Source organism: Algihabitans albus (assembly GCF_003572205.1).
GTDB lineage: Bacteria > Pseudomonadota > Alphaproteobacteria > Kiloniellales > DSM-21159 > Algihabitans > Algihabitans albus.
The window spans coordinates 248,800-263,302 of sequence record NZ_QXNY01000002.1; the positions used below are offsets into that span (position 1 = coordinate 248,800).

Annotated in this window: 11 protein-coding genes; 1 reads left to right on the forward strand and 10 read right to left on the reverse strand. The window is 64.1% G+C overall.

The genetic code is table 11. The features are described from left to right. Positions 1–117 precede the first annotated feature (117 nt). Positions 118–681: a methylated-DNA--[protein]-cysteine S-methyltransferase gene (locus tag DBZ32_RS02725; RefSeq protein WP_119165580.1), complete on the reverse strand. Its 564-nt coding sequence runs from the start codon at positions 679–681 to the stop codon at positions 118–120. A gap of 3 nt (positions 682–684) precedes the next feature. After that, on the reverse strand, positions 685–1,275 hold the full coding sequence (locus DBZ32_RS02730) for a DUF3237 domain-containing protein (protein ID WP_119165581.1): 591 nt from the start codon (positions 1,273–1,275) through the stop codon (positions 685–687). Positions 1,276–1,455: 180 nt separating this feature from the next. Between DBZ32_RS02730 and DBZ32_RS02735 the strand changes: the two genes are divergently transcribed. Further along, complete coding sequence (locus DBZ32_RS02735; protein WP_119165582.1) at positions 1,456–1,962, forward strand: MarR family winged helix-turn-helix transcriptional regulator; 507 nt, start codon at positions 1,456–1,458, stop codon at positions 1,960–1,962. Between the two features lie 747 nt (positions 1,963–2,709). Here the strand turns inward: DBZ32_RS02735 and DBZ32_RS02745 are convergent. The 8 genes from DBZ32_RS02745 to DBZ32_RS02780 form a co-directional block, all read right to left on the reverse strand. Further along, positions 2,710–5,859, reverse strand: coding sequence for an efflux RND transporter permease subunit (locus DBZ32_RS02745; protein ID WP_119165584.1), 3,150 nt, complete (start codon positions 5,857–5,859; stop codon positions 2,710–2,712). After that, entirely contained in the window at positions 5,859–6,974 is a 1,116-nt protein-coding gene (locus DBZ32_RS02750; protein WP_119165585.1) for an efflux RND transporter periplasmic adaptor subunit, read from the reverse strand. The genes DBZ32_RS02745 and DBZ32_RS02750 overlap by 1 nt, the downstream gene beginning before the upstream one ends. A 157-nt stretch (positions 6,975–7,131) precedes the next feature. Beyond that, complete coding sequence (locus DBZ32_RS02755; protein WP_119165586.1) at positions 7,132–8,157, reverse strand: Kelch repeat-containing protein; 1,026 nt, start codon at positions 8,155–8,157, stop codon at positions 7,132–7,134. Positions 8,158–8,242: 85 nt separating this feature from the next. Then, positions 8,243–8,395, reverse strand: coding sequence for an NAD-dependent epimerase/dehydratase family protein (locus tag DBZ32_RS02760; protein WP_119165587.1), 153 nt, complete (start codon positions 8,393–8,395; stop codon positions 8,243–8,245). A 614-nt stretch (positions 8,396–9,009) separates the two neighbouring features. Next, positions 9,010–11,361: a xanthine dehydrogenase family protein molybdopterin-binding subunit gene (locus DBZ32_RS02765; RefSeq protein ID WP_208539081.1), complete on the reverse strand. Its 2,352-nt coding sequence runs from the start codon at positions 11,359–11,361 to the stop codon at positions 9,010–9,012. Continuing rightward, the gene (locus DBZ32_RS02770; protein ID WP_119165588.1) at positions 11,358–12,344 is read right to left on the reverse strand and encodes an FAD binding domain-containing protein; all 987 of its coding nucleotides are present in this window, start codon (positions 12,342–12,344) and stop codon (positions 11,358–11,360) included. The genes DBZ32_RS02765 and DBZ32_RS02770 overlap by 4 nt, the downstream gene beginning before the upstream one ends. After that, a complete protein-coding gene (locus tag DBZ32_RS02775; protein WP_119165589.1) occupies positions 12,341–12,844 on the reverse strand; it encodes a (2Fe-2S)-binding protein in 504 nt (167 codons plus the stop codon). Before DBZ32_RS02775 ends, DBZ32_RS02770 begins: the two co-directional genes overlap by 4 nt. Before the next feature lie 724 nt (positions 12,845–13,568). Further along, complete coding sequence (locus tag DBZ32_RS02780; protein WP_119165590.1) at positions 13,569–14,405, reverse strand: helix-turn-helix transcriptional regulator; 837 nt, start codon at positions 14,403–14,405, stop codon at positions 13,569–13,571. Between the last annotated feature and the right edge of the window lie 98 nt (positions 14,406–14,503).

Below are 14,503 nucleotides of genomic sequence, written 5' to 3' on the forward strand. Positions count from 1 at the left end.
AGTCTTTCGGTCAGAATTCCGGTCCGTGTCCCATCATCCCGGCCTCGCCGGACGAGGTATCGCCGCAAGGCGGGGCAGTCCGGCGCACTCTCACAAGTGGGCGAGGATCGAGGAGCGTCACCTTCGCGGCTTCGCCGCAAGCGGAAGATCATCGAATAGCCCGGGCGCGCTACCTAACTGCGCGCCTTCGATGGCGAGCATCCTGAGCTTCGTCGCGACGCCACCAGCCGCCGAAAAGCCAGTGAGCCTGCCGCCCGCGCCGATGACACGATGGCACGGCACGACGATCGGCAACGGGTTGTGGCCGAGGGCCTCTCCAACGTTGCGGGCAAGCCGCTTGTCGCCGAGTTGCGACGCGATGGCGCCATAGGTCGATGTCTCGCCGGCCGGGATCGCGCGCGTTGCGGCATAGACCTGTGCCGCAAACGGATCGATCCCGCCGAAGTCGCAGACGATGGGGGTGAGATCCGTTCCTTCTCCCTCGAGCAGAGCGGTCATCGATGCGATGGCGCGACGGATGACGCTCGACGGCTCGCCCTTCGTGGCTCCCGTTCGCGCGGCCAAACGGCGGCCGGTGTCAGCAGAGCTTTCTTCCGGCAGGTGCGTGGCGACGATCACGTCGCCGCACCAGGCAATGCCGCAGTCACCGAGCGGAGTCGGGAAGAGCGAGAAGTGCGCCATGGATCACTTCACGGCAAAGACGCGGTGGATCGGGCCGCCATCGCCCGTTCGGGACTTGGTCACAGCGATGATGTTGTTGAGCCATGCATAGCGGGGATCGCCGGTCTCGAATTGCGGCGCCGCACGAAAGTAGTAGCGCCAGGCTCCTGCTGGATCGTCCGGTTTTTCAAGATCGGTCGCATACTCGGCATCTTCCGGCGCCGACCAGAACCGCCCTTGCCAGTAGACATAGAGCATCGCTTTGTCGTGTGTCTCCAGGCAGAATCGCACATCAAGGACGCCCGTCCCATCTGGCCGGATGCGCACCCAGTCCGCTCCTGCGTCTGGCACAACACGCCCGCGCAGGTGGGGCCCTTCGAACGTGCCGCCCTTTACGAGAAAGATAAGGCGCTCCCCTTCGGGTGTCGGCCCCACATCCAGCGGCGGAAGGTGAAGTTGGACACGCGCCTCAAATAAGAACTCCAACTCGGGAGGGCTGTTCGCGTCCCAGCCGGCGGTGCTGAGTGTCAGGCCGCCGGCGCTCGGTTCCTGGGCATGAGCATTGCCCCGCTTAACAAGCGCGGTTGCTGCATAGAGTCCCGCGCCGACAAGCATACTTCTACGTATCGTATCTGGCATGTATTGCCCTCCGCCCGGGTCACACTCAATTCGGGTTGGCGCCGGCCGACCCGTGGCGGTGCCATGAGGCCACGGCTTAGCCACGGGTCAAATCATGTGCGTTGCGCACATATTGTCAAGTTGAAATTCGTGCGCGCCGCACATAACCTACTACGTATGATCGACCGTACCGCCAATCTGCTCGGTGTCGTCGGGCTTGCTGTCGCCGACCGCATCGGAGACACGGCGCGTGACGTCCTTCGTCGCGGCGGTGAAACTCCCGCGGCACTGGTTGTCATCGGATACGGCTCCGGCCCCTCCAACGATCAGCTGCGAGGCATTCTCCGCTTGTCCCACCCGGGTACCGTGCGCCTCGTCGATCGGCTTGTCGCCGATGGCCTCGTCGAGCGTCGCAAGGGGCGAGATAAACGGGCGATCGCGCTTTACCTCAGCGAGCGGGGCATGGCTCTACGCGAGGAACTCCTGAAGGGACGCCTCGCCGCCATCCGGCCGCTGCTGACCCCGCTGACCGGCGTGGAGCAGGAGACCCTTGCGGCGCTGCTGCACAAGATGCTGTCTTCAATGGAGACGACAGCTACCGAACGCCGCACGCTCTGTCGCCTTTGCGATGATCGCATCTGCACCAACTGCCCCATTCCGGCCGACGCGCGGGCGGAGATATGAACACTCGACTAGCGATCTCGCTCGAAGCGAATGGTCACGGGGGACAGAGTGATCGCGACGCCCGGGAAACGGCGGGATTGCGCAGCTTGGTTCGAGTTGATCCGCAACGTCGACCCTTACATGTGCAAGACGCTTGGTGACGTCCACTTCTGCAGTTGCCTGGCATTCGCTGCGACACTTGCGGCTGTCCCCGCTCTGCGCCCCGATTGACCTGCCGCCCGTCGGATGCGGATCGCCCGAAGTCGAAGATAACCGTACACCTCAATGTTATTCGCCGCGCCGACCGCTTGCCCCTAAAGATCGATGGGGCGGGACGACAGGAGGTTTCCCAAACCTCCGGCGCCTTCCAAGGTAGCCGTTCCACCGGTATATCCGGCTGCAACAGGCGTTCGCGCGAGGCGCAGCGAAAGCCATGTTTGTTCGCAAAGCGGCCATAGGACCGGGGTAGTAGGACGTCGCACAAACGGCGGCGAATGGCGGGCCGTGCGAGACAAAAATGCGAACTACGTTTTCGCTATTGCGCTACGATAGCATGCATGCTCGATACGCCGCACCGCCCAATTCTACGAAGTGACACGCGAGGGCACTATGCCGGACTCTACTGACGGGCCGCCGGACAGCAGAGAGTTGCCCATGGTGGCAAGGGTGGCGGCCGCCCAAGTGCCACGGCCATGGTGACAGACGTTCCACATCATGGTCCAGGAACGGCACGTCGGCAGCAACATTCCCCTGATACCTTAGGCCGGCTCATTCTCCCGGCGCCGGAATGCGCTGCTCGGAACCGCGTCCTTGTCCGACCCTGAGCGCAAGCGATGTCAGAGCCGGCAGGAAAGTGAGCGAGATCACGGCAGCGCCCAGGATGCCGAAGAGAACGATGGCGCCTACGCCGCGATAGAGTTCCGTTCCCTCGCCGGGCATGAAGACAAGCGGCGCAAGGCCGCAGGCCGTTGTCATCGTCGACATCGCAATCGGGCGGGAGCGTGAGCGCACGGCCTCCACCACAGCCTCGCGCGCCTCGAAGCCACGCTCGCGCGCGTTCGTCACGGCGCGCTCGACGATCAGGATCGGGTTGTTCACGACCGTGCCCATCAGGATCAGAAAACCGAGCATCGAGATCATGTCGAAGGGCTGCGAGATCGGCGGAAGCCCAATCGCCGGCAGCAGCGCGCCGACGGCATTCATCAGGACGAGCCCCAAGATGCCGCCCGCCACCCCGAGCGGTATAGCCGTCATGATGAGGAGCGGCAGTCCCCAATGCGAGAAAATGGCGACGAGCAGCAGGTAGACGATGGCGACGGCCACCACGTAGTTTTCCGTTAATGCGGTTTGGGTCGCGTCGAGCTGGTCTGACGCGCCGGAAATCGAGACGCTGACGCCGGCAGGGATCGCACCCTCCTGCCGCAGGGCATCGAGGACATCCGACCGTACGCGCTCGACGCCGACGGAGAGTGGCACGTCGCCTGGCGGGATGATGTTGAGCGTGACAGTGCGTGCGCCATCGATTCGCCGGATGGTCGAGGTGTCGATGGTCTGGCGGATCTCCGCAACGTCGGCAATAGGGACAATGCCGGCCGGGGTATGGAGCGGCATCTGGCCCAGCCGGTCGAATGAGGCCGTGTGGTCAGCGGAATAGAAATAGATATCAATCTTGTCGTCGCCGCGAAAGAACTCGCCCGCGAAGGCGCCGTCGGTCAACGACGCGACCGCGAAGCCGAGATCGCCAACCGAGAGCCCGAGTTCGGCGGCGCGCGTCCAGTCCGGCCGGATCTCGATCATAGGCTGTGAGAGCGACAAGGTTGGTGGCGTGGCGTTGAGGCGCGGATTGTCGAAGGCCGCGCCGGCTCGGTCGTAGAGCGCCCGGGTCGCCGCGTAGACTTCGGCGAGATCCGCGCCCGAAACGTCAAGATTGATCGACCGGGTGCCGCCGTCGTTGGACGAAATGATAGAGCCGCGCGTGGCGAAGGCCCGCATCCCCGGATAGCTCTCATACTTCTCCGTCAGCGCATCCATGAGCGCGCCCAGCTGATCCGGGTCGGTGCTCTCCGTGATGACGAGGAGGCGCTCGGCTGAGATAAGCATGATGAAGTAGTTCAGGGCCGGCACATCGACCTCACCTCGGGCGAAGCGGGCCGGATCGTCGCCCAAATAGGGCAGAAAGCGGTCCTGTATATCGAGACTAATTTCCGTCATCGTCGCAAGGTTGTAGCCGGGTGGCGCCGTCATGACGGCGAAGGTCTTCGGCTCCTCTCCTTCTGGGAGGTACGAGGGCGGCGGCGTCAGCAGGACCACGACGGCCCAGCTCGCCACCACAGTCGCTGCGATCGTGACGATCGGGCGCACCGTGCCGCCGATAAGCCAGGCCACGAGACGTTCGACTGTGCGGACCCGTGTTTGCGCAACTTTGCCCGCGGCGCTCAGGTCGATGAGGGCCGCAGCTGCAGGCACGACAGTGACCGCGACGATCATCGAGCAGAGGATCGAGGCTGAGACCGCAACCGCCACATCGGAATAGAGCTGCCCGGCTTCAAGCGCTATGAAAAGGATCGGCACGAAGACGAGCACGGTTGTGAAGGTTGAGGCCACCACCGCTGTCCAGACCGAGGCTACGCCCTCAATCGCTGCACGCACGCGGTCGAGACCCCGCCGTCGCGCCTGGTCAATCGCCTCCAGCACAACGATGGAATTGTCCAGCGTCATGCCGATCGCGAAAGCGACGCCGGCAAGCGAGATGACGTTGACTGTGCGTCCGAAGGCGAGGAGCCCAATGAAGGCCGCGATGGTGCAGACCGGAATGCCGAGCACGCCGACTGCAGTGGCCCTGACCGAGCGGAGGAAGGCGAACATTACGAGCGTCGCAAGCGCGCTGCCTAGTGCGAGGTTCTGCCAGACATTGGCGATGGACGCCTCGACATAGCCCACGTCCTCGGACGTCAGCGCGAGTCGCATGCCGGCAGGCTCAAGCACTGTTCGGTTGATCTCGGCCATCGTGTCAAGCACCGCGTACTTGATTGCGATCACGTTTGAGCCAGCCTCGCGGCGCACGGAGAGGTTGAGAACCGGTTGACCGTCGACGAAACTGCGTTCGGTAGCCTCGGCATGGTGGAAGCGGACCCCGGCCACATCACCGAGGCGCGTGACGCTGTCGCCCATGCGACGTACCACCAGCGCCTCAATCGCCGCCACATCATCGAAGCGTCCGACGGTACGCAAGAGATATCGCCGTTTGCCGTTATCGACCTCTCCCGCCGAGACGTCGACATTGCGGCTCGAAAGGGCGGTGCGCAGGTCTGCGATGGAAACCCCGTGCTCAGCCAGTGCCATTGCGTCGATCAGCACCTGCACCTCACGAGCCGCCCCGCCGCGAACGTCGACCTGCTCAACTCCGGGCACGCTCTCCATGCGGGTGCGCACTTCGTCCTCCACGAAATCGCGCATCATCGTCATGTCGAGTCCGTGAGGATTGCCCGGCAGTGGGCCGACGCCGAAATGCATGAATGCGTTCGCGGAAAAAGAAGCGGCAAAGACCCGCGGCTGATCGACGTTGAGCGGATAGTCAGGCACCTGATTGAGCGCGTTGTTCACGCGGATGAGCGTCTCAGTGATGTCGACGTCGAAGGGAAACTCGAGCTCGATCTCCGCGCGACCTGAGGAGGCGCGGGAGATCAGCCGCTCCAGGCTAGGGATCCTGCGAAGATACTCCTCCTGCTCGATCAGAATGTCCTTCTCGATGTCCTGCGGCGTTGCACCGGGCCAAGTCGTAACGATGGTGATCGTTCTAACTTCGAGGTCTGGGATCATCTGCACTGGCAGGCGCAAGGCCGCGACGAGGCCGAGCAGGCAAACCAGCAGCATCGCCACGGCGACGAGCGTCGGACGGGTAACGATGGCGCCGAACATCAGCCTTCGCCTCCAGCCGTCTCAACGATCTCAACGACGCGTCCCGCTGCGAGGTCCTCGTTGCCACGGGTGACGATCCGGACGCCGGCCACAAGGCCCTCGGTCGCGTAGATCGCCCCGTCGTGGGTGGCCGCGCCGAGGGTAACTTCACGCTCTTCGGCGACCGGACCGACTTCGCTCTCGACGACCGTCCAGACGGTCACGCGCCCATCCGGATAGCGGGTGATCGCGTCGCGCGGCACGACCGCAGCCTCTCCGCCGGTAATGAGCTGGAGCGTCGCGTCGGCCGACATGCCCGGCGCAATCTCGAGCATGCTGTCCACCGGCTCGACACGCAGGCGGAAAGTGCGAGCCATTGGATCGCTCCGCGGCACGCGGGCGAGCACGCGCGCCTTGACGGACGTGCCCGGTAGCGCCGCGAAACGGAGCGTCACGGGGGTCTCCAAGCTGATCCGTGGAAAATGGCGCTGCGGGACGGCGAGATCGACGACAAGCTGGTCCGTTGCGACGAGGTCGACCACCGTATCGCCCGGCTCAACCCATTCGCCGGCTTCGACCATCCGCGCCACCACCGTCCCCGCAAAGGGCGAACGGACCACATGGCGCGCAATCCGCTCGCGCCTCTGTGCAATCTCGGCGCGTTCTTCGGCGAGCATCGCCTCGGCCTCGGCGACCGCCGACTCGCGCCGCTCAACTTCGTTCACGGGCATGCTCTGCCGCGAGACGAGCTGCCGCGCGTCCGCGAGCCTGCGGCGGACCTCCTCGAGCCGGGCGATGTCGGCGCGCTCCGCCGCTTCGAAGCGGGCCAGGGAGAGCCGCTCAAGCATGTCGTCGAGCCGGACGAGCGGCGCCCCGGTTTGGATCCTGTCGCCGAGTTCGATTGCAACTTCGGCCACCCGACCGGCGATTTCAGTCGAAACGGAAGCGGACCGCGGCGCGACGACGGTGCCGACGAGTGAAACCTCTTCTACGACGGGTTGGGCCTCAACAGTCGCGGTCGAAACCCGCACAGGGTCAGCCGCCGCGGCCGGACCGGCGAGTGCGAGCCAAAACGTGGCAATCGCTGCGGAACAGGTCCTGGTCTTGAGCGCGCGTATCGTGAAATTCACATTCACGGCGGTAAGCTAGACGACCGGGTCACCGTATCGACGGCGAATGTTGAACGGGCCAGGATTTTCTTGGGGGCGTCGAAGTGGGGGACGTCCGGCGTGAGTATCAGTGCCATGTTGTTATCTTTCGCGGCCCGGTGGCGCGCCGGGCCGATTTCGGGGATCAGGGCCGGATGGTGAGCACTTCATGCGCGGTGACGTCGCCGGCGCCGGTTTCGGTCGCACCGCCCACTGCATGGATACGGCCGTCGATTGCCGCTGCGGCCAATCCGTGCCGCGGGACGTTCAGGCCGGGGATCGCTTCCCATTCGTCCGTCGCGGGATCGTAGACCCACCCTTCGGCGAAGACCTCCCGGGTCGGAACCCATTGTTCACCACCGACGACGTAGAGCTTGCCATCGACTGCGGCAGCGCCAAGCCCGCCGGCCGCCTGCGGCATCGGCGCCTTCACCGACCACAACCCCGTTGCGGGATCGAACACCTCAAGCGAAGCCAGGTTAACGCTGGCAGGGCTACCATCGGGCTGTTCGAGGAACTGCCGGCCGCCGACGACGTAAATCCGGCCGTCGATCACCGCGCTCGCGGCGCTGTTCCGGGCGGTGGGCGCATCGATGCCCCGCAACCATGTTCCCGCTTCCGAATCGAAGATGTCGACGCGACTCGTGTCACGATGCTCATTGAAGGTTGCTGCGGATGCCGTTCCGCCTACGCGCCCGCCGATCACATAGAGCAATCCATTGACGACCGCGGCGACATGCTCACCCCGCGCCACGGGCAGATCGGGAAGCGCGTTCCATTGCGCGGTCTCGAAATCGTAGAAGTAGGCTGAGGTCTCGGGCTTCCAGTTCGGAAAAGCGCCGGAAAAGCCGCCTACCGCGTAAATCATGCCGTTAAGCGTCGACAGCGTGATGTGGTGACGGGCCGCGGGAAGGTTCGGCAGTTCCTGCCAGCTGTCAGTCTGCGGATCATAGGCTAGAAAATCGTCACGAACCGCAGACGCTCGTTCGGCAAGCCCGCCTGCCGTGAAGATCAATCCATCATGGGTCGTGGCATAGATTTCCTGACGCGGCGATGGGAGCGACGCTGCGTCTGACCAGTCCGCTTGCGCATGCGCATGCGCCGCGGCGCCAAAAAGCAACGCGCCTGTGATGCAAAGGACGTTTATGGAATGGGTCAATGGATGTCGCATGAGTTTTGCTTTCCTTTGCTGGGGTCAAGCGGCTCTGTTTCGGAGGCCCGGAAATCGAGCGTCTCCCCGCTATCTGTGAGAGGCATTACGAAGCGTCATGAACCGTGAAATGAACAAGGCGTGCGCTGGCGATGCTTTTGCTGCGCGCCAGCCCGACGATGTCATGGCCTCGGTAGTGCAGTTCATCCGTGACAGCTTTACCGACGAAGCCCGTCGCGCCGGTTACGAGTATTCTCATGGATCATCCTGCCTCGTTGCCAATGGAGGCAGTTTCTTCCAATACTTCATCCCATTAAAGTTGGGATATTATACAGGTATAAGTGCTACCAGGATCGTTTGGCACGAACGTGTTTATGACGACCCCGGCTACGTCTGGCTGCACGGGACGATCGCAGATGCTGTGCGGGTGAACGCCTGAGGGGGACGGTCACGTTCGTGCTGGAAAGAGAAGGTTGCGGTATCACACGTCATGGAATCGATCCGCAGCTTTGCGGCTCTCACTCTTGCCGCCACCTGTGTAGATAAGATTGTTATTGCTCGTCGCATATATTTCTAGGCGCGACGACGGGAGCGGCGCGACCTCCGACCGGCCTTCGCCGGTATGCGCCGGAGTACTCAGAAACAAAAGAGCGAGCGCGGACTGGGCGCTGGACCACAAGATCGAGAGGGGTCGCATGCTGTATAATCTCGTGCGATCGTCGCACGCAGCGTCGCTGTCGGACGAAGTGGTATCAGGGCTCGGGGAACGGCCGGCGTGCCACGTGACCTGACGTAAGGGCAGATGGGTGGCTCCGAAGGAGAGCGCCAGCGGGATACGGACCCCCGAGCCAAATCAGCTTCTAGGGACGAGGACTAAAGGAGCTTGTCCAGCGTGATCGGTAGGTCGTGAATGCGTTTGCCCGTGGCATCGTAGACAGCGTTAGCAACCGCCGCCGCGAGGCCGGTCATGGAGATTTCGCCGATCCCGCGGGCGCCGGACGGAGCCTCAGGGTCGGGGATGTCGGTCCAGGCGACGTCAATCTCGGGCACATCAAGATGGGCAGGGATGTAATACGTGGCAAGGCTGGGATTCGCGATCCGGCCGCTGCGTTCGTCGAGGAGCGTGTTTTCCATAAGCGCCATGCCGATTGCCATGACGATGCCGCTTCGGAACTGGCTGGCGGCGAGCGTGGGATTGAGGATCTTGCCGCAATCATAGACGCCCGTGATGCGCGAGACGCGGAGCTCACCCGTGACGGCGTTGACGCGCACCTCAGCGAAGACGGCGCCGGTCGAGTGCATCGACCACTCTCTCGCCTCCGACGGTGGCGGCGCGGCAGCCTCCGCCGAAACCTCGCGTCTTCCCGCCCGGGTTAGCAAATCGGCTAGAGGCATACGTATGGAGGGATCGCTGGCCAGGACGAGCGCGCCGTCGCGGGTCGTCAGCGCCTCAACTGGGCGGCCGTGTAGAGCCGTGCCCGCGGGTACGAGAGCAGCGAGTTCGGCAACCAGTGCGTCGCGCACAGCCGTCAGTGCTGCTCCGATGGCGGCCATCTGCTGCGATCCGGCGGCGATCATGCTACCAGGTAGCCGGTTGTCACCGTATCGGATTTCGATGTCCTCGTAGGGAAGGCCCAGTCGGTCCGCGGCGACCGCCGCCGTTGCCGTGCTCGTACCCATGCCCATTTCGTGCGCTGCGAGCTCGACCAGCGCCTGGCCGTCCTGGCCGAGCGTGATCCGCCCGGCCCCGCCGGGGAAGCGCTTGTAGGGATAGTAGGCGGCCGCTATGCCAGTGCCGACCAGCCATTCGCCCTCGCGCCGGCCGAGCCGCTCGCCAGACCGTAACTGCCAGCCGAAGCGGCGCGCGCCCTCCCGCAGGGCCCCAATCAACGCGCGCTGCGAGAAGGCCTTGCCTGTCGTCGGATCAACCTCAGGCTCGTTCCGGATGCGGAGCTCGACAGGGTCCATCGCCAACCGTTCAGCCAGGACATCGAGCGCGACCTCCAGCGGGAAGGTCCCGACCGCGGCGCCGGGCGCTCGCATGAAGGTGTTGGCCAGCGTGTCTCGAATGCCCGCGCGAATCTCGAGTTGCATGGTGTCGGCGCGGTACATGTGCTCCGCGGCCTCAATGAACGGCTCAGTCATGGAGTTCTGCGCGATCTTCATGGTGGTGCCGGTATGAATCAGCGCAGTCAGCCGCCCGTCCGGCCGCGCACCGAGGGCGACGCGCTGACGGGTCGGCGCGCGGCCGCCGCAGATGCGGTAGACACCCTCTCGCGTCAGGGTCATCCGGACCGGCCTATTTGCGAGGCGCGCGGCAGCTGCGGCGAGGATATGGTATTGCCAGAGCGTCTTGCCGCCGAAGCCGCCTCCGACGAACTCGGCCGTCAGGTGGACTTGGGACGGGTCGAGCCCGAAGACCTTGGCGATGGTGATCGCCGAGAGATCGACGCCCTGGGTGCAGTCGTGCATCCGCAGGATCCCATCCTGCCAGGCGACGGTCACGGCATGCGGCTCGATTTGGTTGTGGTTTTGCTGCGGCGTGCTGAAGTCGAGATCGACTGACGCCTCCGCTTCGGCCAACACCGCCTCGGCATCTCCATCGCGGTATTGCAAATCGCGTCCCGCATAGAATGCGACCGGGGCCTGCGCGGCTGCGTCGTCGAAGCGAGTGATCGCCTCCGCTTCGTCGTAGTCGACGCGGACGAGGCGCGCGGCATGATCGGCCTCCTCCTGTGTGGTGGCGAGGATCACGGCGACCGGCTGACCGTTCCAGTGGACCGAGGCGTCCTGCATAACCGGGATGGCGCTGCCGGCCATGCCGGTCGGAGAGGCGTAGAAGGGCTCGGGCGGCGCCAGGCGCGGCGCGTTCTCGTGCGTCATCACGAGGACGACACCGGGTGCTGCGCGCGTGGCCTCGGTCTCGATCCTGTGGATCGTCCCTCGGGCGACGGTCGAGAAGACGAGCGCGCCATAGACCATGCCCGGAAAGCGGTGCTCGGCGGCGAAACGCGCTGCGCCGCGCACCTTCAGAGGGCCGTCCCGTCTCGGGTAGGCCGTCCCGAGACCGCTTCGTGCCGTTGCGTTCGGGAGGGACTCGGCGAGGCCCAGTTCCGGGAGCATCAAGCTCGCAGCCGCAGCGACCGAGCCCGCGAGCACATCACGACGCGTCGGCTGTAGGCCACCGCCCGACAGCATGGGCCGGGTATTGGGCTTTTGGGTCATAGGTCGGCTCCAGCAAGGTCGGTCAGCACCGCGACGATCGTCCGGCGCGCTAGGTCGGGTTTGAAGGCGTTGCCGGGGCGCGTCGTCGAACCAGAAAGCGCAAGGTCGGCAGCCGCGACGAAGGCGCTCTGCTCTGGGACCGCGCCGATAAGCGCGGCCTCGGCCTCGCGCGGGCGCCACGGCTTCGGCGCCACGCCGCCGAGCGCAATGCGTACATCGGCGATGCGCCCATCCGCCACCTCGAGGGCGGCCGCGACCGAGACCAGCGCGAAAGCGTAGCTCGCCCGGTCACGCACCTTGCGGTAGGTGGAACGCGCGGTGATGCTTTGTGATGGCAGTTCGACGGCGGTGATCAGCTCGCCGGGCTCGAGAACCGTCTCGAGATGCGGCGTGTCGCCGGGGAGACGGTGGAGATCGACAAGAGGCACGCGTCGTCGTCCATTTGCCCCGGCGAGATGCACCACCGTATCGAACGCCGCGAGCGCCACGCACATGTCGGACGGATGGATCGCGATGCAGGCCGGCGAGACGCCGAGGATCCCGTGGCCGCGATTGAGCCCCTCCAGTGCATCGCAGCCCTGCCCGGGCTGACGCTTGTTGCAACCCGCGCCCTCGACATCGAGGAAGTATGTGCAGCGCGTCCGCTGTAGGATGTTGCCGCCCACGGTCGCCATGTTGCGGATCTGGGCCGAGGCACCGGACAGGATCGCGCGGGCGAGGGCCGGGTAGCGGGCACGGACAGCTGCATTCTCGGCCACCGCGGTGTTGCTGGCCGCAGCGCCTATCAGGAGACCACCGCCGTTGGTCGGCTCGATACGGCGGGAGAGACCGGTCACGTCCACCAGCCGGCCTGGAGCCTCGACACCTTCGCGCATCAGATCGACGAGATTCGTACCCGCGCCGAGGTATTTTGCGCCGGCATCTCTCGCTCCGGCGACCGCGCCCTGCTCGGACCTCGCCCTGGCATAATCGAAGGGCGTCATCGGCTGTACTCCGAAAGATAGGAGATGATCGCGTCGATCATCCCGTTATGCGCGCCGCACCGACAGAGATTGCCGCTCATCCGCTCGCGGACCTCTTCGCGGTTGGGTGTGGCCGGGACGTCAAGGTCGGGCGTCACGCTGCTGGGGGCACCACGCGAAAATTCATTGCTGAGGGCGACAGCGCTCATGATCTGACCGGGCGTGCAGTAGCCGCACTGTAGTCCGTCGTGCTGGACGAAGAGCGCCTGTAAAGGATGCAGGTCCTCGCCATCGGCGAGCCCCTCGATCGTAGTTACCGAACGCCCATCGTATTGCGCGGCAAGGGCTAGGCAGGCGAGGATGCGCTCCCCATCGACCAGGACGGTGCAAGCCCCGCAGGCACCTTGGTTGCAGCCTTTCTTCGTGCCGGGGAGATCGAGCCGCTCGCGCATGAGATCGAGCAGCGAGACACGCATGTCAGCTGGCAGATCGTACGGCTGTCCGTTGATCGTAATGGTCATGCCGAGCGTCCCCTTCGGCCAGTCGTTCGCGCATAGGCTGCTGTGCTTTCTTCGGCATCGACGTATGCCACCGAGCGCAGGTCGGTAAGCAGAGACGGCCCCGTGGGTCCCATCTGAGGTGCTCTCGCGTCGTCGCGCTTGATGCAGGCTGATCGACAGCGGCGAAGAGGGCGAATCAGGCGACTTGGTCGGCCGCAGCCTTCTCGGCAACCTTGGAGGCGCGGGGGGACGCCGTGGTCGGACTGTGCAAGACCGACCACGTCGAGTCCGTGCGCCAGCGGTTCCTCGACGATCGTCGATCCGACAAAACATGTTGCGCCGGTTGCAAATATTCTCATGGATCATCCTGCTTCATTACCAATGCAGGCAGGATGATCCATACTTTCATCCCATTAAAGTCGGGAATTTATACAGGTATAACTGGTACTAGGATCGTCTGGCATGAGCGCGGCCATGACGACCCCGGCCATGTTTGGCTGCGCCGGACGATCGCAGATGCCGTGCGGGTGAACACCTGAGGGTGGACGGTAACCTTCGTGCTGGAAAGAGAAGGTTGCGGTATCGCATGTCATGGAACCGATCCGCGGCTTTGCGGCTCTTATCCTTGCTAGCGCCAGAGGAAATGAGCTCCTGAAACCGGCGGGCCGACACGCTTTGCCGCCGGGTCGCGCGCGACGAAGACGCAAACCGCGACCTCGCCGTTGCGCTACGACCGTGATGGTCTTTAACGGTCACGCGATATCCGCTTTGGATTTTGGCATAGCTGCCGCATTTTTTTCGCGTCGGCCGGTTCCGCTGGGGTGTAGGTCAAGAGTTTCAGGTCGGGACGACCATCGACCGCGAAGGAAGAGAATTCGAATGCGATGGGTCCTGCCAACGGATGCCGGATCCTTTTGATGCCCTCTCCTGTTGATCGCACGTCATTGTCAGCCCACATCGCGGCGAATTCGGCACTCTTTCCGGAGAGCTCAGCGAGCAATTCCGTAGCCCGGTCATCTTCCCCGGCGCGGGCGGTCTCCGCCCGGAATGTCGCCACCAAAAAGCGCGCCACGCTTTCCCAATCCTCCTGGGCGGCACGCGTCTCAGAGTCCAAGAAAATTCTCCGCAAGATGTTGCGTTCATCTTTCGAAAGCGCAGTGTAGTCGGTGAGCGCGAGCCGGGCCGCATCGTTCCAGGCGACGATGTCCCATTGCGGGGTCGCTATGATCGCCGGAATGAACGCCAACGCGTCGAGAAACCGTTGAAGCCGCGGTGTAATACCGTCTTGGGAAGCGGCTGGGGCCTTGGGCGGCCGTCCGATGCCGACCAGAAAAAGGTGCTCTCGCTCGGCCTCGGTGAGCATCAGCGCATCAGCTAGACTTTCGAGGACCCGTGGCGAGGGTGCGCCGCCACGGCCCTGTTCGAGCCAGGTATACCAGGTCGTACTGATATTGGCCCTTTGGGCGACTTCCTCGCGTCTGAGCCCAGTGGTGCGCCGCCGTCCTGAAAACCCGAAAGCCGCTGGATCAAGCCGCTTCCGACGATCTTTCAAGAAAGTGCTGAGGCGGTTTTCCTCGTCCATGGTCCGTCGATCCCGGTAACAATTATACCAGTATAAACCCTCATCTTTAACATGATTAGATTATGGACGAAACTCTCCTCATTGGCAACGCGGAGGAT